Source organism: Paenibacillus sp. GM2 (genome assembly GCF_900069005.2).
GTDB lineage: Bacteria > Bacillota > Bacilli > Paenibacillales > Paenibacillaceae > Fontibacillus.
Genome location: NZ_LN831279.1, coordinates 837,457 through 858,336, shown reverse-complemented (window position 1 = coordinate 858,336; position 20,880 = coordinate 837,457). Strand labels below are relative to the sequence as shown.

General features: G+C 47.7%; 21 protein-coding genes and 1 other RNA gene. 10 read left to right on the top strand and 12 right to left on the bottom strand.

The window, feature by feature from the left end; all coding sequences use genetic code 11:
• Positions 1 to 47: 47 nt before the first annotated feature.
• Complete coding sequence (gene cimA / locus BN1360_RS13740; RefSeq protein WP_068780419.1) at positions 48 to 1,670, top strand: citramalate synthase; 1,623 nt, start codon at positions 48 to 50, stop codon at positions 1,668 to 1,670.
• A 141-nt stretch (positions 1,671 to 1,811) separates the two neighbouring features.
• Here cimA and BN1360_RS13735 read toward each other — a convergent pair whose 3' ends face one another.
• A complete protein-coding gene (locus BN1360_RS13735; RefSeq protein WP_068780418.1) occupies positions 1,812 to 2,522 on the bottom strand; it encodes a MerR family transcriptional regulator in 711 nt (236 codons plus the stop codon).
• Between the two features lie 186 nt (positions 2,523 to 2,708).
• Here BN1360_RS13735 and BN1360_RS13730 point away from each other — a divergent pair, with 186 nt between their 5' ends.
• Positions 2,709 to 3,578 (top strand): alpha/beta fold hydrolase, encoded by an 870-nt coding sequence (locus tag BN1360_RS13730; protein WP_068780417.1) that lies wholly within the window; start codon positions 2,709 to 2,711, stop codon positions 3,576 to 3,578.
• 202 nt (positions 3,579 to 3,780) lie between these two features.
• On the opposite strand, the gene BN1360_RS13725 is transcribed toward BN1360_RS13730, so the two are convergent.
• The 4 genes from BN1360_RS13725 to BN1360_RS13710 form a co-directional block, all read right to left on the bottom strand.
• Complete coding sequence (locus tag BN1360_RS13725; protein ID WP_068780416.1) at positions 3,781 to 4,365, bottom strand: TlpA family protein disulfide reductase; 585 nt, start codon at positions 4,363 to 4,365, stop codon at positions 3,781 to 3,783.
• Positions 4,366 to 4,478: 113 nt separating this feature from the next.
• Positions 4,479 to 5,213 carry an exonuclease domain-containing protein gene (locus BN1360_RS13720; protein ID WP_068780415.1) on the bottom strand — a complete coding sequence of 245 codons (735 nt, stop codon included), beginning with the start codon at positions 5,211 to 5,213 and terminating at the stop codon, positions 4,479 to 4,481.
• Positions 5,210 to 6,313, bottom strand: a complete 1,104-nt coding sequence (locus BN1360_RS13715; protein ID WP_068780414.1) for a DUF294 nucleotidyltransferase-like domain-containing protein — start codon at positions 6,311 to 6,313, stop codon at positions 5,210 to 5,212. Before BN1360_RS13715 ends, BN1360_RS13720 begins: the two co-directional genes overlap by 4 nt.
• Before the next feature lie 93 nt (positions 6,314 to 6,406).
• Complete coding sequence (locus BN1360_RS13710; protein ID WP_068780413.1) at positions 6,407 to 7,837, bottom strand: ammonium transporter; 1,431 nt, start codon at positions 7,835 to 7,837, stop codon at positions 6,407 to 6,409.
• Positions 7,838 to 8,121: 284 nt separating this feature from the next.
• On the opposite strand from BN1360_RS13710, the gene BN1360_RS13705 reads away from it, so the two are divergent.
• Both BN1360_RS13705 and BN1360_RS13700 read left to right on the top strand, forming a co-directional pair.
• On the top strand, positions 8,122 to 8,550 hold the full coding sequence (locus tag BN1360_RS13705; protein WP_068780412.1) for a MerR family transcriptional regulator: 429 nt from the start codon (positions 8,122 to 8,124) through the stop codon (positions 8,548 to 8,550).
• A 71-nt stretch (positions 8,551 to 8,621) separates the two neighbouring features.
• The gene (locus BN1360_RS13700; protein WP_068780411.1) at positions 8,622 to 9,302 is read left to right on the top strand and encodes a zinc metallopeptidase; all 681 of its coding nucleotides are present in this window, start codon (positions 8,622 to 8,624) and stop codon (positions 9,300 to 9,302) included.
• A 106-nt stretch (positions 9,303 to 9,408) separates the two neighbouring features.
• On the opposite strand, the gene gltC is transcribed toward BN1360_RS13700, so the two are convergent.
• Entirely contained in the window at positions 9,409 to 10,320 is a 912-nt protein-coding gene (gltC, locus tag BN1360_RS13695; RefSeq protein ID WP_068780410.1) for a glutamate biosynthesis transcriptional regulator GltC, read from the bottom strand.
• Between the two features lie 171 nt (positions 10,321 to 10,491).
• Positions 10,492 to 11,112 (bottom strand): rhomboid family intramembrane serine protease, encoded by a 621-nt coding sequence (locus tag BN1360_RS13690; protein ID WP_068780409.1) that lies wholly within the window; start codon positions 11,110 to 11,112, stop codon positions 10,492 to 10,494.
• Between the two features lie 112 nt (positions 11,113 to 11,224).
• On the opposite strand from BN1360_RS13690, the gene tpx reads away from it, so the two are divergent.
• Positions 11,225 to 11,746 (top strand): thiol peroxidase, encoded by a 522-nt coding sequence (gene tpx / locus BN1360_RS13685; RefSeq protein ID WP_068780408.1) that lies wholly within the window; start codon positions 11,225 to 11,227, stop codon positions 11,744 to 11,746.
• 83 nt (positions 11,747 to 11,829) lie between these two features.
• Here the strand turns inward: tpx and BN1360_RS13680 are convergent, their stop codons facing one another.
• The 3 genes from BN1360_RS13680 to BN1360_RS13670 form a co-directional block, all read right to left on the bottom strand.
• Positions 11,830 to 12,222 carry a DUF1499 domain-containing protein gene (locus BN1360_RS13680; protein WP_068780407.1) on the bottom strand — a complete coding sequence of 131 codons (393 nt, stop codon included), beginning with the start codon at positions 12,220 to 12,222 and terminating at the stop codon, positions 11,830 to 11,832.
• 171 nt (positions 12,223 to 12,393) lie between these two features.
• Positions 12,394 to 12,584, bottom strand: a non-coding RNA gene (gene ssrS / locus BN1360_RS13675) — 6S RNA.
• 82 nt (positions 12,585 to 12,666) lie between these two features.
• Positions 12,667 to 13,476 carry a YesL family protein gene (locus BN1360_RS13670; RefSeq protein WP_068780406.1) on the bottom strand — a complete coding sequence of 270 codons (810 nt, stop codon included), beginning with the start codon at positions 13,474 to 13,476 and terminating at the stop codon, positions 12,667 to 12,669.
• 190 nt (positions 13,477 to 13,666) lie between these two features.
• On the opposite strand from BN1360_RS13670, the gene BN1360_RS25955 reads away from it, so the two are divergent.
• Positions 13,667 to 13,798 (top strand): YjcZ family sporulation protein, encoded by a 132-nt coding sequence (locus BN1360_RS25955; RefSeq protein ID WP_229521000.1) that lies wholly within the window; start codon positions 13,667 to 13,669, stop codon positions 13,796 to 13,798.
• 78 nt (positions 13,799 to 13,876) lie between these two features.
• Here the strand turns inward: BN1360_RS25955 and cshA are convergent, their stop codons facing one another.
• Positions 13,877 to 15,454, bottom strand: coding sequence for a degradosome RNA helicase CshA (gene cshA / locus BN1360_RS13665; RefSeq protein ID WP_068780405.1), 1,578 nt, complete (start codon positions 15,452 to 15,454; stop codon positions 13,877 to 13,879).
• Between the two features lie 538 nt (positions 15,455 to 15,992).
• On the opposite strand from cshA, the gene BN1360_RS13660 reads away from it, so the two are divergent.
• The 4 genes from BN1360_RS13660 to BN1360_RS13645 all read left to right on the top strand — a co-directional run bounded on the left by BN1360_RS13660 (position 15,993) and on the right by BN1360_RS13645 (position 19,181).
• Positions 15,993 to 16,814, top strand: coding sequence for a YitT family protein (locus BN1360_RS13660; RefSeq protein WP_068780404.1), 822 nt, complete (start codon positions 15,993 to 15,995; stop codon positions 16,812 to 16,814).
• 186 nt (positions 16,815 to 17,000) lie between these two features.
• Complete coding sequence (locus BN1360_RS13655) at positions 17,001 to 17,195, top strand: hypothetical protein (protein ID WP_068780509.1); 195 nt, start codon at positions 17,001 to 17,003, stop codon at positions 17,193 to 17,195.
• Positions 17,196 to 17,332: 137 nt separating this feature from the next.
• Positions 17,333 to 18,706, top strand: coding sequence for an MATE family efflux transporter (locus BN1360_RS13650; protein ID WP_068780403.1), 1,374 nt, complete (start codon positions 17,333 to 17,335; stop codon positions 18,704 to 18,706).
• 19 nt (positions 18,707 to 18,725) lie between these two features.
• On the top strand, positions 18,726 to 19,181 hold the full coding sequence (locus tag BN1360_RS13645) for a peroxiredoxin (RefSeq protein ID WP_068780402.1): 456 nt from the start codon (positions 18,726 to 18,728) through the stop codon (positions 19,179 to 19,181).
• Between the two features lie 687 nt (positions 19,182 to 19,868).
• Here BN1360_RS13645 and pfkA read toward each other — a convergent pair.
• The gene (pfkA, locus tag BN1360_RS13640) at positions 19,869 to 20,840 is read right to left on the bottom strand and encodes a 6-phosphofructokinase (RefSeq protein ID WP_068780401.1); all 972 of its coding nucleotides are present in this window, start codon (positions 20,838 to 20,840) and stop codon (positions 19,869 to 19,871) included.
• Positions 20,841 to 20,880 lie beyond the last annotated feature (40 nt).

The following is a 20,880-nucleotide window of genomic DNA, read 5'->3' as shown; positions in this document are numbered from 1 at the left end:
AATCGGTGCTTTATTTTTGAGGACTTCCAAAGGGGGATACTTCCATTATGTCAAAAGCTTTAACTATCTTCGACACTACTTTGCGCGACGGTACTCAAGGAGAAGGCATCAGCTTATCCGCAGAGGACAAATTGAAGATTGCCAAGAAGCTGGATCAGTTAGGTGTCCATTACATTGAAGGCGGCATCCCCGGCAGCAATAGTAAGGATATCGAATTTTTTGACCGAGTTAAAGAATTGCGTCTGAACGCGAAGATTACAGCATTTGGCAGCACTCGCCGCAAGAACAGTCTGGCCGAGCATGATGCCAATCTGCAGCGTCTTATCGACTCCGGTGCACAGGCAACATCGCTTGTCGGCAAGTCATGGGACTTCCACGTGCATACGGCACTGCAGACTACTCTGGAAGAGAATCTGGCGATGATCTATGATTCTATTGCCTACTTGAAGCAACGCGGACTTGAGGTGATGTTCGATGCCGAGCACTTCTTCGATGGCTATAAGAACAACCCCGAATATGCCTTAGCCGTAATGCGCAAAGCTGAAGAAGCAGGTGCAGACTGGCTGGTCATGTGCGATACCAATGGTGGAACCATGCCTCACGAGGTGTCCGACATCGTTGCTGCGCTTGGCGGGCAGATTGCCGGAACTGCAAGGCTTGGCATTCATACCCATAACGACTGTGAACTGGCAGTGGCTAATACGCTCAGCGCAGTTCGCTCCGGTGCCGAAATGATCCAAGGGACTATGAACGGATATGGCGAACGCTGTGGCAACGCCAACCTCTGCTCCATTATCCCGAACCTGCAGCTGAAGCTTGGATATCAGGTTCTTGAAGAGAAGCAACTGGAGCAACTGACGAACACAGCCCGCTACGTAAGCGAGATTGCCAATGTTCATATGCCAGTTAACCAGCCTTATGTAGGCGCAGCCGCTTTTGCTCATAAAGGCGGCATCCATGTATCGGCGATCCTGCGCGATGCCCGTACCTACGAGCATATCGTGCCTGAGACAGTGGGCAACCACCAGCGCGTGCTTGTCTCTGAACTGGCCGGACAGAGCAACATCCTGTCCAAGGCACAGAAGATGGGAATCGAATTTGATCCGGAAAAAGAAAGCACCCGGGAAGTGATTGACCGAATTAAGGAACTGGAGCATCAAGGCTATCAATTCGAAGGAGCCGACGCATCGCTTGAGCTAATGCTGCGAGAGGCGAACGGAGAAGTGAAGAAGCTGTTCACGTTCGAGTCCTTTAAAATGCTTGTTGAGAAATCAGCCGGAAAACCGGTGGTATCCGAGGCGTTCGTCAAGCTGAACATCGATGGCAACTCTATCTATACGGCCGCTGAGGGCAACGGTCCGGTCAATGCGCTGGACAACGCGCTGCGCAAGGCGCTGATCAGCTACTATCCGGGCCTCAATGAGGTGCATTTGTCAGACTATAAGGTTCGTGTCCTCGACGATAAAGAGGCCACCGCCTCGAAGGTTCGCGTCTTGATTGAATCCTCCAACGTGGAGAACTCCTGGAGTACAGTCGGCGTCTCCAGCAACGTTATCGAAGCAAGCTGGGAGGCGCTTGTTGACAGCTTCCTGTACGCCCTGCTTGGACAAGACAAGCGTGAAGGCTACGAGGAGATCCAATCGGTCGAGAGAGGCCTTGTAAATCACTAAGACTTGCCATAGACAATGAACGTTAACAAAAACCTGCTGAAAAATGCAGGTTTTTTCTATGCAAGCGCAAGCCCTGTTCCTAAACCTGCGGCAAGGAGGAGATTAAAGAGATCACCGCAAAACAAGGCGCTTATGCCCGTGTTAGATATTTACTTCTTGATATAAGCCTATATATTTAATCAGTTCTGCAATTCCCTTCATTTGATCCAATAGCTGACGATTCAAATTTTCCAAAGCCAGCTGAAAAGAACGTTCGATTTTGTCATAGCTTTGGACATCCAAATCATTTAATAACTCCTTCATATTTTCTATATAATAAACGGTCTTTCGCAAGCTGCTGATGACCAGTATTTTACGCAGTTCCGCTACTGAGAACATTCTATAGCCGTTTTCCTCATTTCTTTCCGAGTGAACCAAACCTTCGTATTCCCAATGACGAATCGCTGAAGGATTTACCCCCGCTATTTTTGCAGCCTCTCCAATGCTCATATATTCTGTTAGTTTTACATTTTGATATCTAGTAAAATCAGTATTTTGAATCATCGTGAGGATTTCTTCGACTCGCCGCCTTTCCACCTGAATATGATATTGCTGTTCATTAACGAACCACAGGGCTTCCTCAAATCTTGCCTGCTTACACCTTCTCATAACATCGTAAACAACAGGGATGTCATACCCTTTTAGCATCGCTCTGATAGCAGTAAAAGCTTGTAAGTGTATCGAAGTATACATACGATGGCTGCCTTTGGTTCTTGGTACAGCAGGAATAAGCTCTTGTTCTTCATATCTTCTCAAGGTGGTGGTGCTGACCTTTAAGGCATCCGCAATTTGTTTAGGGCTATATGTCTCCATTTATAACTCCTTTTAAAGAAGTGGTTCAAAAGTCAGCTTTAAACCACAAACTTAAAGTAAAACCTTCAAGTGCTACGATAACATATTTTGAAGAAGACCCCCATGTATCAAGTAGAAAACAGAGCGAATCCGAAAGATTGCATGAATGTTATACGATAGATGTAAATCAGTTAGGAGGGATTAAATATGGAGAAAAACATAACGCTTGCGGATGGATCAGAATTAAAGGTTGGTCTAACTGGCAATCCCGGCTCTGTAACGATTATGCTTCCGGGTGCTAAAGAATCCGTATATGGGCAAGAGGCGGAAAACTTAAAGTTGTGGGGAGTAGACCCCGAATCAGGAAAACATTTTATCGAGGGACTCATGGACAAGTTTCAGATCCTATCTTTCGATTACGAGGGACACCGGTTTCAGCATCCCAGCCCTGACAATCTCACACCTGAAAATATTACAAACGATTTCTTAACCATCGCCGACGAAATGAACGTTAAGAAATTCAGCTATTACGGTTATTCCTGGTTAGCTCTGGCCGGGTTGCAATTAGCCATTCGGACAGACCGACTGGAAAGTTTAATGATGGGCGGCTTTCCTCCAATAGACGGCCCGTATAAAGAAATGATGGTAGTGACCAATAAAACTTATGAGCAGGCTCTAAATCACCAAAATTCAGCCGCTGATGATGAACCCGTCCCGATTAGCCCAGAAGAAATAGATTGGGACAATATTAAGGTAAAGATCGACGCGGATCAAACCAAACAGTTTGTTACTATGTACCAAAACTTGATAACCTTTGATGATCGAAAAATCCAGCAACCATTCACAATTCCGAGATTAACCTTTGCCGGGGAGCAAGACACTATTATTTATGGAGAAAACTTCGGCAGTGTAACCGTTGATATTGCCGGGATACTCCAGAAAAACAAACAAGAATTAGAACACCTTGGATGGGATGTAGAGGTTCTAAAAGGAAGCGGCATGGATCATACCAAAGCGATGCAGCCAGAAGTGGTTCTGTCATTGATAAAGCCGTGGTTAATTAAAAATTTGATATAACATATTGATCTTGCCCCTTCGCCTGCCCTTCGTTTGAAATAACACCGGGTCAAGTCCAAAGCTCTTTTCCTCCCCAAAATCAAATAACGTTAATTCTAACGAAACCGGGTATCGTTAGAATTAACGCATTGCTGGGCGGTTCAGGATCGCGTTGGGGCAAAAAAGAAGCCTATATACAGGTATTCGCAGCAAATACGGATTACTACGAATTCGTCAGCTTCTTCAATTTGGCTTCCAAATCCTTGGCGGAAAGTGAGCCTATGATCACCTCTTGGATGACGCCATCTTTCCCGATCAGTACATTTGTCGGAAAGGCCATCCCGTTAAATTTGCGGTAAACCTCTTCCTTCTTATCGAGCAATACTGGGAAGGTATAATCATAGTCCTCGACAAACTTCTTAACTTTATCGAGTTGATCATATAAGGTGACGTTCACGGCGTACACATCCAGTGAATCCCCGTATTTCTTCGCCAGGGCAACCAAATCCGGCGCCTCTTCTTTGCAAGGATCACACCAGGATGCCCAGAAGTTCAATAGCAGGGCTTTGTCACGTTCTCCACCTACTGTATATGTCTGACCGTTCAGGCCTTCCAGAGTGAATGAGGGGGCCGGCGTCCCAGGCTTAGGCGCTCCCGCCGCAATCAGCTCGGTTAACGACTGGCTGGAGGCCGCGGCTTCCTTTTCGCCCTTCCCCCATAAGCCGAATGAGCCTTGACCCAAATTAACGTACAATACTGCTGCTAATAAGATAATCAATCCTGCCAGGATCCATTTATGTCGTCTCATGAGAAATCCGTTCCTTTAAAATTTAATGTCTTATTAGTATATTGTACCCTGATTCAGGGATTTGTTACAGCTTGAAAGTAAATAAATGCAATTATTCGCAGCTCTAAGCCCATTCACGATTTTCCAAGAAAATGATACAGATCCCCCAGAGTAACAACCCCCGTATGCGCTAAGTGGTCGATCAGCTTCACCCATAATTGCGCGGTCATTTTAGCATCCTCTAACGCGTGATGTCGCCGTCCAATCGGGATATCGTATATACGCAGCCAGTCATCCAGAGCAGATATTGGACGATTTGGCACCAGCTTCCGCGCAATCATCATCGTGTCCAATACCCGATGGCCTAAATGCACCCTCGTTGTCTTCCAGAGGGCCGCATCCAAAAAAGCCTTGTCATGCGCACTGCCGTGGGCAATCAGTACCCGATCATCCACGAAGCTCATAAAATCCTGAAGCACCTGCAGCAAAGCAGGTGCCTCTTCCGCAGCCTGCAGGGTAATGCCGGTCAGTTCTATAATTCGCTCTGGAATGGCCGTTCCCGGTCGGGCTAGAGAATAGAATGCTTCCCTGTCGACCTCCATCCCATCCACCCTAACCGCGCCAAAGGACAAAATTTCGTCCCCATGGTTATAATGGAATCCCGTCGTCTCCAGATCGAATACCGCCGTCCCTAATTCGGTCAAAGGCACGTGCAGTGTCTCCGTTTTCCGCTGCCCCCGCGTTAATGACCGGACAAAAGCGATTTGCTGGGCGCTGGGTGCGCTGAGCATAGAAGCGATCCTGGACGGCAGCACTCCCTCCTTCATAATATCCCAGAAAACTCCATTTCTCTTCATTGAGTCCTTCATGACCAGATCCTCTCCGCATAGCGGCGCTGGCGCTCCAGCGATCGATATATCAGCTTGACAGTTCCGAGGGCCTCCTGCAGCTCCCTCCTGATCTCCCGCTGCTTGAGCATCGCTTGCGGCAAATAATTGCTGCCGGTCAACAGACCGTTCTCGCCCTCATAACCTGCCGCCAGGGACCTGAATTTAAGAGCGATTATAAATGCCTCGCGGCACATTTCAATCCAACGGAAAGGCAGGGCCTCCAATTCATATAACCGCCTTAGCCTATCCAATGTTGAATTACTGGAGACAACGCCGTGTTCTACTGCCAAAAACCTCACCGCATTAACAATTGGCAAATAGAGGCCGTATTTTACATCAAAATCACCGGCATGCTCACCGTTTCTTTCTGTAATCACCTGCCCAAGCACATTTAACGCTGCTTTATGGCGAACTGTTCCGCGCAGAACAGCAAGGACAAGATCCTGCTCATGCTCTGCGGAAGATCCCAGCACTTCATCGATATTAGCACGAAGCTGGGTAAATAGTCCGGCATCCCCGGCAATCAGGCGCATATCGGCAGCGATCATCAAATAACGGACCTGCTCCCAGCCAAGCTCCTCTCTCCAATCACTAAGCATCTGCTGCCAGCTTGCCAATGTCCTGCGCCATAGCGGGTTCGATATCATCACTTTGCCCGGGCAAGGCGGATAGCCGGCCTCCTCAAGAATCCGGACCAGTATGGCAGCAAATCTTTCGTAATAGAAATCAACCTGCTGTCCATCTCCTGCTCCGATGACTAGCGCATGATCCTGGTCGCTCCACAGCGTTTGTTCCTCCCGCCCGGCACTGCCGAGGGCAATAAACGCATATGAAACAGGAGGAGGGCCCAGGCCCTCCTGAATACATGTTGCCTCACACAATGTGAGCGCCCTGCACATCACTTCCCTATGAATCTGTGCGATTTGGCGATTCCCTTCTTCAACAGCCATACTCACCAGGCTTTTGTTCACAATTTTCTGCCGTTTGTTTCTCGCTGCCAGAAGTTCCCGGGAGGAAGTCGCTCCTCGAATCTCGCCTAGCCAATCGGCGAAATCCTGATCCTTTAATTCCTTCGGCATCGCCCACCTCCTTTCCACCCAGCCTTAATACCGATTTGCCCGGACCCTATTTCGCCATAAAGCGCATCCCATGCGATATATCCTAATCTGTATTTATGACCCTGCCGGAGAAGTAGAAGCATTATTGCCTGTTTGAACTCCGCTATCGACCGTTTGGTTCAGCAGGCTCATTTGCTCCGGATATCCGTATGTGCCATGCTCGCTAATATCCAGTCCCATCATCTCTTCTTCTTCCGTTACTCGAAGCCCCATCAGCAGCTTCATTCCACCGAGCACGAGAAAAGAAAGCACGAGCACAAATACAAATGTGCCGATCACACCAAGCAACTGCACACCCAACTGCCCTAAACCGCCGCCATAGAACAGGCCAGGCGATCCTACCCCGGTCCTCTCCGCAAGCTCGGGCGTAGCAAACAATCCGGTTGAAACGGCGCCCCAAATGCCGGCGATCCCGTGAACAGAGAAAGCGCAGATCGGATCGTCAAAGCCGGCGCGTTCGAACCATCTGGAGGTGAAGAAGGTGACTGTCCCGGCCACCGCACCAATGACGATCGCTGCCCAAGCTTCCACAAAAGCACAAGAGCCGGTAATTGCCACCAACGCAGCTAATACACCATTTAGCATGCTTGGAATATCCGCCTTGCCGAGCACAGCCCAGGAAGCAAGCAGTGCAGCTATAGCACCTGCTGCCGCGGCCAGATTCGTAGTCATTAATACGAAGCCAAAGAATCCGTCCCCCAGGGGCGTTAACGCACTGCCCGGGTTGAAGCCAAACCAGCCGATCCAGAGTATAATCACGCCGAGCACCGTCAACACTTGGTTATGCCCTGAAATGCTGTTGGGCTTGCCATCCTGATTGTACTTACCAAGGCGCGGCTTCAGCAGTATGATCGCCGCCAGGGCCGCTGTCGCACCGGTAAGATGAACCACTGTTGAACCGGCATAATCCTGCATTCCCAATTGTCCCAGCCAGCCGCCGCCCCATACCCAATGGGCCACAATCGGGTAGATGACAACCATGAATATCGTTCCGAAGACCATATATACGCTCAGTTTTGCTCTCTCCGCCATACCTCCGCAGGCAATCGCCAACGATACCGCTGCGAATGCCATTTGGAACAGAAACATCAAGTTCAGCGGGACCCCAATGTCGGAGAAGACGCTAAATGAACCGATATCTCCCTCGCCGCCGAACAGAAAGCCGGTCGTTCCAAGAAAGCCGTTACCGTCTCCAAAGGCAAAGCCAAAGCCAAGAAACCACCAGGTGAGCACAGCGATTCCTAATGTCAGCACCGTCTTGCCCGCTACATGCCCGGCATTTTTCATTCTTAACGATCCAGCCTCCAACAGTGCAAATCCTGCTTGCATGAAAAAGACGAGCATCGCCGCCAAAAACACGAAAACCGAATTTAATCCAACCTGTAAAACCTCACCACTAATCTCCCCCTCTGCAGCATATGCAGAAACCGGGAACGCCAAGACGGCGATGATTCCCGACAGACCATAGATCCATTTTCTTCTCATAAACAACCAGCTCCCTAAATGTCATATTTCCTAACACAAGTATAATGATTAAGCTGATTATATGATCTGAATTATGCATAAAACAATGCCAAATCGGCAAGATTTTGAATACTTGCAAGAATACTTAACATTAAGTGTTAATTTACATCTACACAACCCTCTTTGGCTACTATCATTTATAAAGCGTGACGTTTGACTGTATAGTTGCATATCGAGTATCATAAATCTATATATAGAGATCACATACTGATATTAATTGGAGAGAGGGTGAATCTATTGGGGATATGAAGTTGTATCGTATTGGAGAACTGGCCAAAGCTGCAAATATTAGCGAAAGAACAATAGATTATTACACCAAACTTGGTCTGATCTGGCCGGAGACGCGCACGCAAAAAAATTACCGCTTGTACAGTTCTGAAACCTTAAACAGACTCGAACGTATTAATCAGATGAAGCAAGAAAAATATACGTTAGAGGAAATTCGCGAAAAGCTCAATCAATGGAGCACGGTTAGCGGTGAGGAACAGGTTAACGAAAAGCTGAGCTCCCTGGAAATACGCATGCAGCAGCTTGAACGGGAAGTTAAAGAGCTTGAGCCGTTGATTTCCAATCTCAAACCGAACCAAGCCCGACGAGCCTTCACGAACCTGATGCCGCAAAGTCTTGCTTGCATTGAAGCGATCCAGATTCTGATGAATCACAACCCTTTTTAATTTAGAACTAACAGAATCCTTTCCTTTAATCGGACACAATCTAATATCTACAAACTTTGGAGGAATGATTAATGTATTCTAACGTCATGCTAATTCCTATTTTACTCGCCTTCGGTCTCTCCTTATGGGCCCAATTCCGGGTAAAGGGTACGTTCAATAAATACTCACAGGTGCCGAATATGTACGGATTAACCGGTCACGATGCAGCAAGACGCATGCTGGATGCTAACGGGCTGTATGATATTCCGATTGAGCCAGTACGCGGAGCGTTGACTGACCACTATGACCCGATTCATAAGGTCGTACGTCTGTCGGAGCCGGTTTACTACGAGAGTTCGATCTCAGCGGTATCGGTTGCCTGCCACGAAGTCGGTCATGCCATTCAGCATAAAGAAGCTTACCCTATGCTCGTGTTGCGCCATCGCATGTTCCCGTTTGTGAACTTCGCATCCGGGGTAGCGCCGTTCCTGCTCTTGGCCGGATTCCTATTCGGAGCCTTTAATCTGATCGGCCTAGGTATCATCTTCTTCTCGGCAGCGGTATTGTTCCAGCTGGTTACCTTGCCAGTCGAATTCAATGCCAGCAGTCGGGCACGCAAGATCATGCTGACACAGGGCTTCGTTACTAACGAAGAAGAGCGCGGAGTCGCTAACGTCCTGAACGCCGCTGCACTGACTTATGTCGCAGCCGCCCTAATCTCTGTGCTTGAATTGCTCCGCTATATTTTGATCTTCACAAGCAATCGTGACTAACGCTGTCCGAGTTGGACCCAGCGGCAATAGCTCCATATAAGCCAAAATGCACCCCCTGATAAAGGAGGTGCATTTTTCATTGATCGTTAAGTTAGTACCTTCCGGGTCATTGACTCGGTGGAGTATCAATTTGAAGCCCAAAGTATTCCAGCAGGAACGCTCTGAATGATTGCGCGACCAGCGGCAGCTTCTCATCTGTCCGATGAATCAAGCCAATCGTCCTCGTCACTTTCGGATGAGAGATGCGTACGCGGCTTGGCTGCAACAAGAAGCTCTGATACAATGCCATTTCCGGCAGCAAGCTTACTCCCATCCCTGCCGCAACGAGACCGCGGATCGTATCTGTCTCTTCTCCCTCGAACGCTACCTTCGGCGTGAAGCCCGCTTCCAGACAAGCATGCCATACAATAGGACGTAGAGAGTAACCGCTCCCAAAAAGAATAAAGTTATCATCCTTCAGCTGATTCAACGTGATGCTCTGTTCCCCGGCCAAAAGATGTCCGGGCGGGAGAATCGCCACCAATTCCTCGGTCAATACAATATTTCCAACCACCTGATCATGATTCTCCGGAAATGGAGAGATGAAGGCCAGGTCAACCTCTCCGGAGACCACATCGCGGATTAATGTAGGATAAGTTCCTTGTCTGAAGCGGAATTTAACATTAGGATACAATTTACGAAATTCCGAGACGATGCTAGGTATGAAATGAATTCCGAGACTGTTCGGAAATCCAAGGCGGATCTCGCCCAGCTCCGGATCAAGCAGCTCATGGACTTCCATGACCGCCCGCTCTAAATCCTTCAGAATCGTCTCTACCCTGCTGCAGAACAATTGTCCTACCGCCGTGAGATGCAGGTTCCTGCCCTTCTGCATGAACAAGTTGACGCCCAGCTCTTGCTCCAGCTGGTGAATCTGTCTGCTTACCGCCGACTGCGCCACATGTAGCTCCTCAGCCGCTTGCGTGACATGCTCTTTTTTCGCCACTTTTACAAAATACTGCAGTTGTCTTAATTCCACAGAATCTGATCGCTCCATTTCACATCTGTTCGATATCCTTTGAAATCAGGACCCTTGGCGTACCGGACTATAGTTCTATGGGATGTGAGAGCAAAATGTTAACGCTTAATCTGTTAACTAAGTCACCTATAGATCAGTACTTCTTTAATTTACCATGTACTTTCTATTGGTTCAATGATTCTTTATGAATCTGCTGAGAATAGCGTATAATACAAAGCCGCCAAGCAAGCCGCCGAAGTGAGCTATCCAGTTAATCTGCGTCACGACAAAGGAATAGACAACCCCGATCATAAGCAAGCTGTACAGCGTCTTGCGGGAGTTCTCATCCATCAGGTTGCGCTGCAGCAGGGCAATGAACAGGAATGCCCCATAAATCCCATAGATAGCCCCGGAAGCTCCTACTGCAACATGATATTGCAGAGAATGTTGAGACTGGTATACAGCCAAGGTAATGATATTACCGATCACTCCACTGAATATATACAGCACGAAGTATTTAATATGCCCCATCAATCGCTCTAGCGGCGGCGCAAAGACAAGAAGAGCGAAGCAGTTCGACACCAAATGCATCACCCCGGCGTGCAGAAACATCGCCGCGAACAGCCTCCACCACTCGCTGGATAATTGGGGGTGCTCCGTAACAGCCCCTAGTCGCAACAAGTTCATGTTATCCGTTGAACCTCCGGTAAACACTTCGATGATAAACATCACGATATTAGCGGCCAGAAGCAAACTCGTAACCGGATAATAACGCAGGTAACTTCTCCAATCTTCATATCGTATAAAGATCATATCGTTTCCTCCTTGTACTCCATCCTTTATTTTTATAAGTTGGACAATCTCTTTTTAAAACGATTATAATTAAAATTAGAAACTTTATCTAATTAATAGGAGGAGAAGACAAATGACTCAAGAACGTACTAACGCTGCTACATTTAAAGGCAATCCCATTACTTTGATTGGACCTGAATTGAAGGTCGGGGATAAGGCTCCCGATTTCCGGTTAAATAAAAACCTGCTTGAAGAAGCCACCCTTGCCGACTATGACGGCAAAATCAAGCTGATCAGTGTCGTACCCTCCCTGGATACAGGCGTATGTGACGCCCAAACAAGGCGGTTCAATCAAGAAGCCGCTGAGCTTGGCGAAGATGTAATCATTCTTACCGTCAGCGCTGATCTCCCGTTTGCACAGGCCCGCTGGTGCGGAGCTGCCGGGGTGGATCGCGTCGTAACCCTGTCTGACTACAAAGAGAATTCCTTCGGGAAAGCATACGGCGTCCTGATTAAGGAATTCGCACTCGACCACCGCGCTGTCTTCGTTCTCGACAAGGACAACACGATTCGTTATATTGAAATCCTTAACGAAATGGGCGAGCATCCGAACTATGAAGAGCCGATCGCAGCCGTGAAGAAGCTGCTTGCTTAACTTTCAGCCCATACATGTTATGACAAGAAAAGCGAGTAAGGAGGAAAACCTCCCTGCTCGCTTTTTTGTCCTCGTTCCGCTAATTACGCTGTTACTTTATAGGTAGACAGCTTCTTATCCAGTACGGCGAACAAATGAAGGACGTTGCGGTAGTTCGCCCCCAGATCCCCCATCGAACCTCGGGTAGCAGAATAGACGTCGACAGCTGTACGGACAGGACCCGTGGAAACAATCGATACGGTGATATCCATAACCCGTCCGAATTTGGTACGCTTCTCCAACGTAATTTCCCCTACGTTAGGGACCTCATGCAGGACTTTATATCCGGGAATTTTCTTCAGAGTTGAGCTTATTTCCTCCCAGGCTTTTTCCCTGGATAATTGATAATATCTCGTCTTTAATTCAGGTGTCTTCGCACGATCACTTGTACCTTCGTAGCTGCGAAAAATCCCAACTAATGTTCTTTTTAGCGACAACCTGCTCTTCCTCCTTCATCATAACGGCAAGAAATAGTAAGTATAATTTATATTATAGTGTAACATTGATTGAAGAACAAACAAAGTCAAATCCGGGAAGAAGACAAATAAAAAAGGCACCTCGAGGACTCTTTTTCACAAAAAATCCTTCAAAGTGCCGCATGCAAATATGCAAGACCCGCCTATGCCGTCCGATTATCGTGCCTCGAACCTGCTCTTAGCAGGTGGGTGACCGCAACGACGCTTTTGAAGTCCCCTAATCCGCTGGATAGGGCCTTTCAGCTGCGGCGTAATGTGAGTCTCCCGAGACTTTGTCATTGGTTCAAAACAACAATTAACCGAAACGTACATCGCAGGACGTATTCCTATTATAAAACTTCTTAATTCAATTGTAAACTTGGTGTTGTTAGCAAATCGATTGACCCGCTTGTCCGAGGTAAAAAATCAGTTCTTCTCTTTGTCCTCTCCTTCAGTCAATTCAGCAGCCATCGATTCCGCATCTTCACCCGTTTCGCCATCGGCTTGCGTGCCTTCCTCCTCCACCTGACGGAGTCTCTCCACCTTCTCCTGCACTTTTGTATAGGCGATATTAAAGTTGAAGTAGGCCATCCAAGCGATCAGCGTGGCAAAGCCAAAAGGAATCAACCAGGTGAACTTCAGGGTAATGAACCCAATCACCACTGCAGTGAGGAACGTGGACAGGGTGCGGAAAGGTCTGAGAACCGTGAGCAAAATAGCATTCTTAATTAACATTTTAACTTTCATATGAAAATGAGCTACTAAGGAGAAGAAATTAAATAAGGACAACAAGATGAAAAATAGTAATACAAGCATCACGATGCCGAGGATCTGCATGTTCTTAAATTGCTTCATGTACACTTCGTAATCGACATACATGATAACGATCAGAAGCGTGTAGAAGATGCCTCCCAGCATACTTTGCTTGTAATTATCCTTGTAACTTCTGAAAAACAGCTTGGTAATGCCAAGATCGGTCTCACCCATCACCCATTTCCGTGTCACCGAGAATAAAGCCGCGGTCGCGGGAAAGAGTGTAAACGGTGCCAAAACCGCCATAGGCATGTAAATTTCAAAGGGGATAGGCATGTTAGTCGAAGCAACATAGTTAAGCCCTAGAACTAGGAGCAATAGAATCGGCGAAGAGCATAATACCCAATATAAATTGCTGCCTGCAATTCGCATAATCCATTCTGTTATTTTGTATAATCCACCCATTAAGCCTTTGGTTTCCAAAAAATCTCCCTCCATCAGTAACAGAATCTGTCTATATTTATAACTATACATGATTCATGGCCGACTATCCAGCGCCTATTTTGCGTGCACCTGGGTAAGAGTCTAGACTAGTTCATCCACCCAGCATAAGATATACCGTAACTTCAAAACTTAGGCGAGAACATCTTCTAATAAAAAAGGAGGTTATCAAATGTCTGGTGTTGTTGGTGGATTCGGAAGTTGTGGAAGTTGTGGTAGTTGCGGTGGTGGATGGACATCTACAGGCACAATCTTGGTATTGTTCATTCTGCTCGTGATTGTAAGCCGGACCTTTTTGTATTAATCATAACAGCAAAAGAAGACGAAGCTTGCCTTCGTCTTCTTTGCTATTCCAAACGATTTTCGTTAACTAAAACGCAAATTACTTGTCGGAGAAGCTGCCGCCATTTTTAGGTCTGCGTTCGCCGTTATTGTAACCGGAACGCGGCTTGCGATCGGATGAACCGCCGCGATACGAATCGCGTCCGCCTTCCTTGTTGTAACCACCTTTGTAGCCGCTGCCGCTGCCACTGCGGTTACCGCCCTCACGATTGTCGCGGCGATAGCCACCGCCACGATTACCATATCCGGACGGCTTACGTCCGCTGGAACGGATGTCCGGGTTACGACGCTTCACACGGATTGGCTCTTCCGGAGTCAACTCGATGGACGTCTTATCGTTCTTCTCGCCGGTAATCAACTTGAATGCCGCAGCAAGCAAATTGACAGAATCAAATTGCTCCAGCAATTGGATGGCAATGCCTTTGTATTCTCTAAGCTCGCCTTCTTCAACGATTTCAAGGATTCGCTCAGCGGCAATCCGTTGCTTGCCTTCAATCGCTTCAGCCAGCGTAGGCAATGGTTTGCGGGTAATCTTATGGCGGGTAATCCGCTCGATGAAATGCAGATGATCGATTTCCCGTGGAGTTACGAAGGACCAAGCAGTCCCTTCTTTACCCGCACGGCCAGTCCGGCCAATACGGTGCACATAGCTTTCCGGATCCTGCGGCAAGTCAAAGTTAACAACATGCGTTACGCCGGATACGTCCAGACCACGAGCCGCCACGTCGGTAGCCACGAGCACGTCGATGCTTCCGTCGCGGAATTTACGCATAACATTGTCACGTTGATTCTGCGACAAGTCGCCATGCAGGCCGTCTGCAGAGTAACCCCGTTTTTGCAATGCTTCAGACAACTCGTCAACACGACGTTTCGTACGTCCAAATACGATCGCAAGCTCAGGGGATTCCATATCAAGTAAACGGGAAAGGGCATCAAACTTCTGACGTTCATTAACCTCAATATAGGCTTGATCAATAAGCGGGGCGCTTACCTGTTTAGGAATAACAGATACATGCTCAGGATTTTTCAAAAATTGCTGCGCCAGTTTTTGGATATTTGAAGGCATAGTCGCGGAAAATAACATCGTCTGACGTTCTTCGGGGACAAGCTTCAGGATCGATTGGATATCCTCCATGAAGCCCATATCCAGCATTTCATCGGCCTCATCCAGTACAACCGTCTGTACATCGTCAAGCTTAATCGTCTTGCGATTGATATGGTCCAGCAAACGTCCTGGAGTACCGATAATGATCTGCGGCTTCTTCTTCAACGCGCGGATCTGACGAACGATATCCTGTCCGCCATAAATCGCCAAGGAACGAGTTCCCTTGAAGCGGGCCAGCTTGCCAATTTCCTCTGCAACCTGGATAGCTAATTCACGGGTAGGCGTCATAATGAGAGCTACGATATGCTCTTCATCTTTCGAGATTTTATTGATCAGCGGCAAACCAAAAGCTGCAGTCTTTCCTGTCCCTGTTTGCGCTTGTCCAATCATGTCTCTGCCGGTCATCGCAATCGGGATCGATTTAACTTGAATCGGGGTCGCTTCCTCAAATCCAAGCTCCGTTATAGCTTGTAATACTTTAGGCTCTAGGCCAAATTCTGAAAATGTGTTCAAATTGTCCTCAAACTCCTTCTATATAGTGGACATTCCACCTTCTTAACTGTATTCTTAAGTAGCGTTTAATCTGTTTATAGACTGTCCAGTCAGCCCGAAAAATTTACATAAGCTCTGGATCTAAATAAGCATCTGACGACAAATCAACCTGAATTCTACTGGCCATTTCACCAAAATATATGGACCATCAAAGTGGAAAGAGATCCCTACTCAAGAATATCTCAAATATTATAGCATAAATCATTTCAAAAATACCAGTAGAATGCAGGTGGGTATACTGCTTATTATTTTAGGAGGTTGTTCAAAAAGCCCAATTGGGATTACGAAGCAAATCGGAAAGCTATTCGATATTGAATCTTGAATTCGGCCGGACCTAAGCAGAGGCCAACGAAATCAGGCTTCCTACGGGAATATCCCAGGTACTCCAAGCACCCGGCTACCCAATGCTCCGCCCCTCGGTCCCAAGCTTCATTTCATTTAAATTTCTTGGTGCTGAAAACCGGACTTTTTTGAACTTACAATTTAAGGAGGATTTTTTGTGTTAAAGGAAATCAGGAACTGTGTCATCATCTTGATCGGGGCGGCATTCATTGCCTCAGGCTTCAATTTGTTCCTCGTTCCCCAACATCTTCTGAGCGGAGGGGTATCCGGTCTGGCTATGCTGACAGGGTACTTCACGCCATTTAGCATAAGCACAATGTACCTGGCCTACAATGTCCCGCTGTTGATCCTCGGGCTATTTCTGCTGGGTAGACGGTTTATTGGACTTAGCATCCTGTCCGTTGCCGGAGTTACGCTGATGATGGCGCTTATTCCGGAGAAACCGCTGGCTTCTGATACGCTGCTTTCGGCCGTTTTCGGCGGTGTGCTCGTCGGGTTCGGCAGCGGGATATCCTTCCGGGTTGGCGGGTCCTCCGGAGGCTTCGACATTATCGGCTCGGCCATTACGCGCTACCGAGATTTCCCCATCGGGGCGATCCTTGTCTTCTTGAACGGCCTCGTCATCTTGGCGATGGGTTACCTCAACGGCAACTGGAATTTGGCCCTCGCTTCGATGGTGTCCATTTATTTAACCGGCAAAGTACTAGATATGATTCATGTTAGCCATAATAAAGTTACGCTGTTCATTGTAACCGATAAGACTGAAGAGTTATTGAAGCAGCTTCTGGCTCGTCCGCGGGGAGTTACGAAAATTAAGACCGAAGGGGCCTTCTCCCATAAAGAGAAAGATATGCTGATGACCGTTACGACCATGTACGAGCTTACCGAATTAAAAGAAATTATTAAACAGACCGATCCTTCCGCCTTCGTCAATATTGTGGAAACGACAGGCGTTATGGGCTCCTTCCGCAGACGCTGAACAGACACAGGTCTACGGCTCACGCCGTTCCAATTTTTCAGCAATGTGCTATAATAATGTCAAACGGTTCCTTAGATAATTTTATAAATCTTTTTGCCTTCGCTTTACCTGATTTCACAAGCTCGTGCTTTTCCGATTTCGAATGATTCGTAACCAGAATGATTCTAGGAGGAAAGGGTGATTGAAGTGGAAATGGAAACGGTAAAACTGGCACAAATTGTTAGAAAATGGTTTCCGGATATGCTGCCTTTCTTGGATCAAAAGGAGCTTAACTCCATGATCATCCTCCGCGATGGTCTGACCATTTTGGAACCGGAAGATGCGATGGAAATTATCCAGTACAGCATCTGTGAGCATCAAAATTCGGCATTTCTTCATTAAAATGAATGTAACTGCATCACCAAGCCGTTTCTTTTGCTTGATAGCAGAGGAAACGGTTTTTTGCGCTTTCAACAATCCATAAGAGTTATCATCACTACCTTACTTAGCGCTTGCTGTCATGAAATGGAGTCTTGAGCATGAAGGAAACTTTTACATTAAAGCAAAAATATATGCAGTTCCTGCATATTCTGGTCCCGATTCTGGTTACGCAAATTACGATGTCATTGATGACTTTCTTCGATACGATCATGTCCGGTCACGCCAGTCCAGCCGACCTGGCGGGAACCGCCATCGGCGCAAGCCTCTGGATTCCAGTCCAGACTGGCTTAAGCGGCGTGCTGATGGGGATCACTCCGATCGTATCCCAGCTTATCGGAGGAGGCAAACCGGACAAGGTTGGCTACAATGTCATGCAAGCTCTGTGGCTTGCAGCCGCGGTCGGCATCGTGGTGCTTATTATTGGGGGATTTCTAATTTCTCCTATATTGAATAAAATGGGATTAGAGCCCAAGGTGCATCATGTCGCATTTTATTATCTCGTATCGATATCAACGGGTATTCTGCCCTTATTTGGCTACATAGTCATCCGTTCATTTATCGATGCTTTGGGACAAACCCGTGTGTCCATGGTTATATCCCTGATCTCCCTGCCCTTGAATATCGGTGCTGGATATTTGCTTATCTTTGGACGGCTCGGTTTTCCGCGGTTGGGCGGGATCGGTTCGGGAATAGCCTCGGCCTTTACGTATTGGTGCATCTTTCTGATCGCTCTTTGGATCGCGCATAAGGCACAGCCCTTCGCTTCATACCGGGTATTCGGCAAGCTGCATCATATTTCGCTGGAGAAGTGGAAGGAACTGATGAAGCTCGGCGTGCCGATTGGTTTCTCGATGTTCTTCGAGACAGCGGTTTTTGCGGCGGTTACATTATTAATGAGCCGCTTCGACACGCTGACAATCGCCGCCCATCAAGCGGCCAACAACTTTGCTTCTACCCTGTATATGCTTCCGTTGAGCATCTGTCTGGCGCTTACCATTCTGGTCGGCTTCGAGACGGGAGCAGCCCGGCTCAAGGATGCGAAGCAATACGCTGTCATCGGGATCGGCACGGCGATCGGATTATCGCTTATTACCGCTATGCTGCTGATGCTGTTCCGCAACGGTGTCGCAGGGCTGTACTCCAGTGATAAGGCTGTTATTGCCCTGATTACTCATTTTTTGGTCTACGCTGTATTCTTCCAGATCTCCGACGCTATCGCCACGCCTACTCAAGGGGCATTGCGCGGATATAAGGATGTGAATCCGGCCTTCTGGATCAGTCTGCTAGCCTATTGGGTCATCGGTTTGCCGCTTGGAATCGTTCTGGCCCAGTATACAACTCTCGGTCCTTACGGCTACTGGATCGGTCTGATCTCCGGACTGGCTGCCGCAGCTGTGCTTTTGCTTCATCGTCTCTATGTCGTACAGCGAAGAATTGCCCAACAAGTAATGCAAGTTGAACAATCACATTGATCATGAAGGAGTGTTCTCTATGCTGAAACCGGGTGAACAAGCCCCCCTCTTCCGGGCGGACAGCACACAAGGCACCATCGATCTTACAAATCTGCTTGGACAGAAACCGATTGTACTTATTTTTTATCCGATGGACGAGACACCGGGATGTACGAAGCAGCTCTGTGCCGTACGCGATTCCGAGTCGGAATATGCCGAGAGAGGGGCCGCAGTACTAGGGGTAAATTCCGCCTCCAAGGACAGCCATGAGAAATTTGCGGCCAAGCAAGGCTACCGCTTCCCGCTCGTTGTAGATGAAGGCGGATCCATCCGCCGTCTCTATGGAGTGGGCAAATCGCTCGGCTTCCTGACCCAGCAGCGAACCGTATTCGTTATCGATCTGGAAGGCCGGATCGCCTTTGCGGAGAAGGGGCTTCCCTCCACCGAGGCCATCCTCGCCGCCATCGATTCACTTCTCCAAAAGAAACCTGAGTAAATAGGTGCGGTACTTCTATTGCGCAAGTAGCAGCCGATTTTTTTGACACTTGTGGTAAACCAGTTGAAACGATGCGATTGCGGCAGTCGATTTCCCTTTGCCCGCTCTAACCGGCATCGCCCTCTTCGGCAAGGGACAAATGAAACTGTAATGAGCTATTGGCACAAAAATTTGGCCCTTTGCTCTAACGAAACTGTGACACGCTATTAGATCGAAAATGAGGCTCTTTGCTCTAACGAAACTGTGATGCGCTATTAGCTCGAAAACGGGGCCGCTTGCTCTAACGAAACTGTGACACGCTATTAGCTCGAAAACGGGGCCGCTTGCTCTAACGAAACTGTGATACGCTATTAGATCGAATATGAGGCTCTTTGCTCTAACGAAACTGTGACACGCTATAGATCGAAAACGGGGCCGCTTGCTCTAACGAAACTGTGATACGCTATTAGATCGAATATGAGGCCCTTTTTACTCTAACGAAACTCCATATCGTTATTTAGGCGAAACAAGGGTCTAACTCTGCAAATTTAGCTAAATTACGATATCCTGTTTCGTTAGTTTTTTTTATGGTCCATTTTGCTCCGAATAACGATTGTCTGTTTCGTTAGAAGTGGGATAAGCAAAAAAACACGAGATTCCGTATAAGGAACCTCGTGTTTTTTAATTAAGTAGTAGCTCTATGCTCCCTTATTGAGACAAACGGGAAGCCAGTTCGTACATTTTCATATCGAACGGCTTTTTGGTCGCTACCACTTTCTCGATGTCAGTCAGTACCATCTCTCCGCCGATCATACCGCAGGCTTTGTTCGATTCACCAGCAATCAGGCTGCGTACAGCGAAATCACCAAGTCTGCTCGCCAGGTTGCGGTCGAATGGAGTCGGGCATCCGCCACGTTGGATATGTCCAAGCACCGTTGCACGCGGCTCCAAGGATGGCTGGCGCTTCTTGATTGCTTCAACCACTTCTTCGCCTTTGCCCACACCTTCAGCAACGATGACGATACTATGTCTCTTGCCGTTGTCAAAGTTCTGTCGCATCCGGTCTGCTACTTCGTTCAGGTCGAATGGTACTTCAGGAACAAGGATCGTCTCAGCCCCAGAAGCCAGGCCGGAATAAAGAGCAATGTCGCCAGAATGACGACCCATCACTTCAACGACCGAAGCCCGTTCATGGGAAGACATCGTGTCACGCAGTTTGTTGACAGCATCAACGACAATCCCTACCGCAGTATCAAAGCCGATGGTATAGTCGGTGAAAGAAATATCATTATCGATCGTACCTGGCAAGCCCATCGTCTTAATGCCCAGCTTGCTTAGTTTCTCTGCGCCTTGATAGGAGCCGTCGCCGCCGATAACGACCAGGCCGTCGATGCCGCGATCGCGTAAAATTTGCGCACCCTTCTGCTGACCTTCAGGCGTTCTGAATTCCAGACAGCGAGCCGATTGAAGAATCGTGCCACCGCGTTGAATAATATCACCGACGCTGCGAATATCCATGGAGAAAATATCATTATTCAAGAGACCTTGATACCCTCTTTGAACTCCGAATACTTCCAAGCCATAATACAATCCACTGCGTACAACGGCGCGTACAGCCGCGTTCATGCCCTGGGAATCTCCACCACTGGTAAGGACTGCGATTTTTTTAACTGCTGACATGATGATTTCCTCCTAATAATTAATAAAACTTTAAACAACT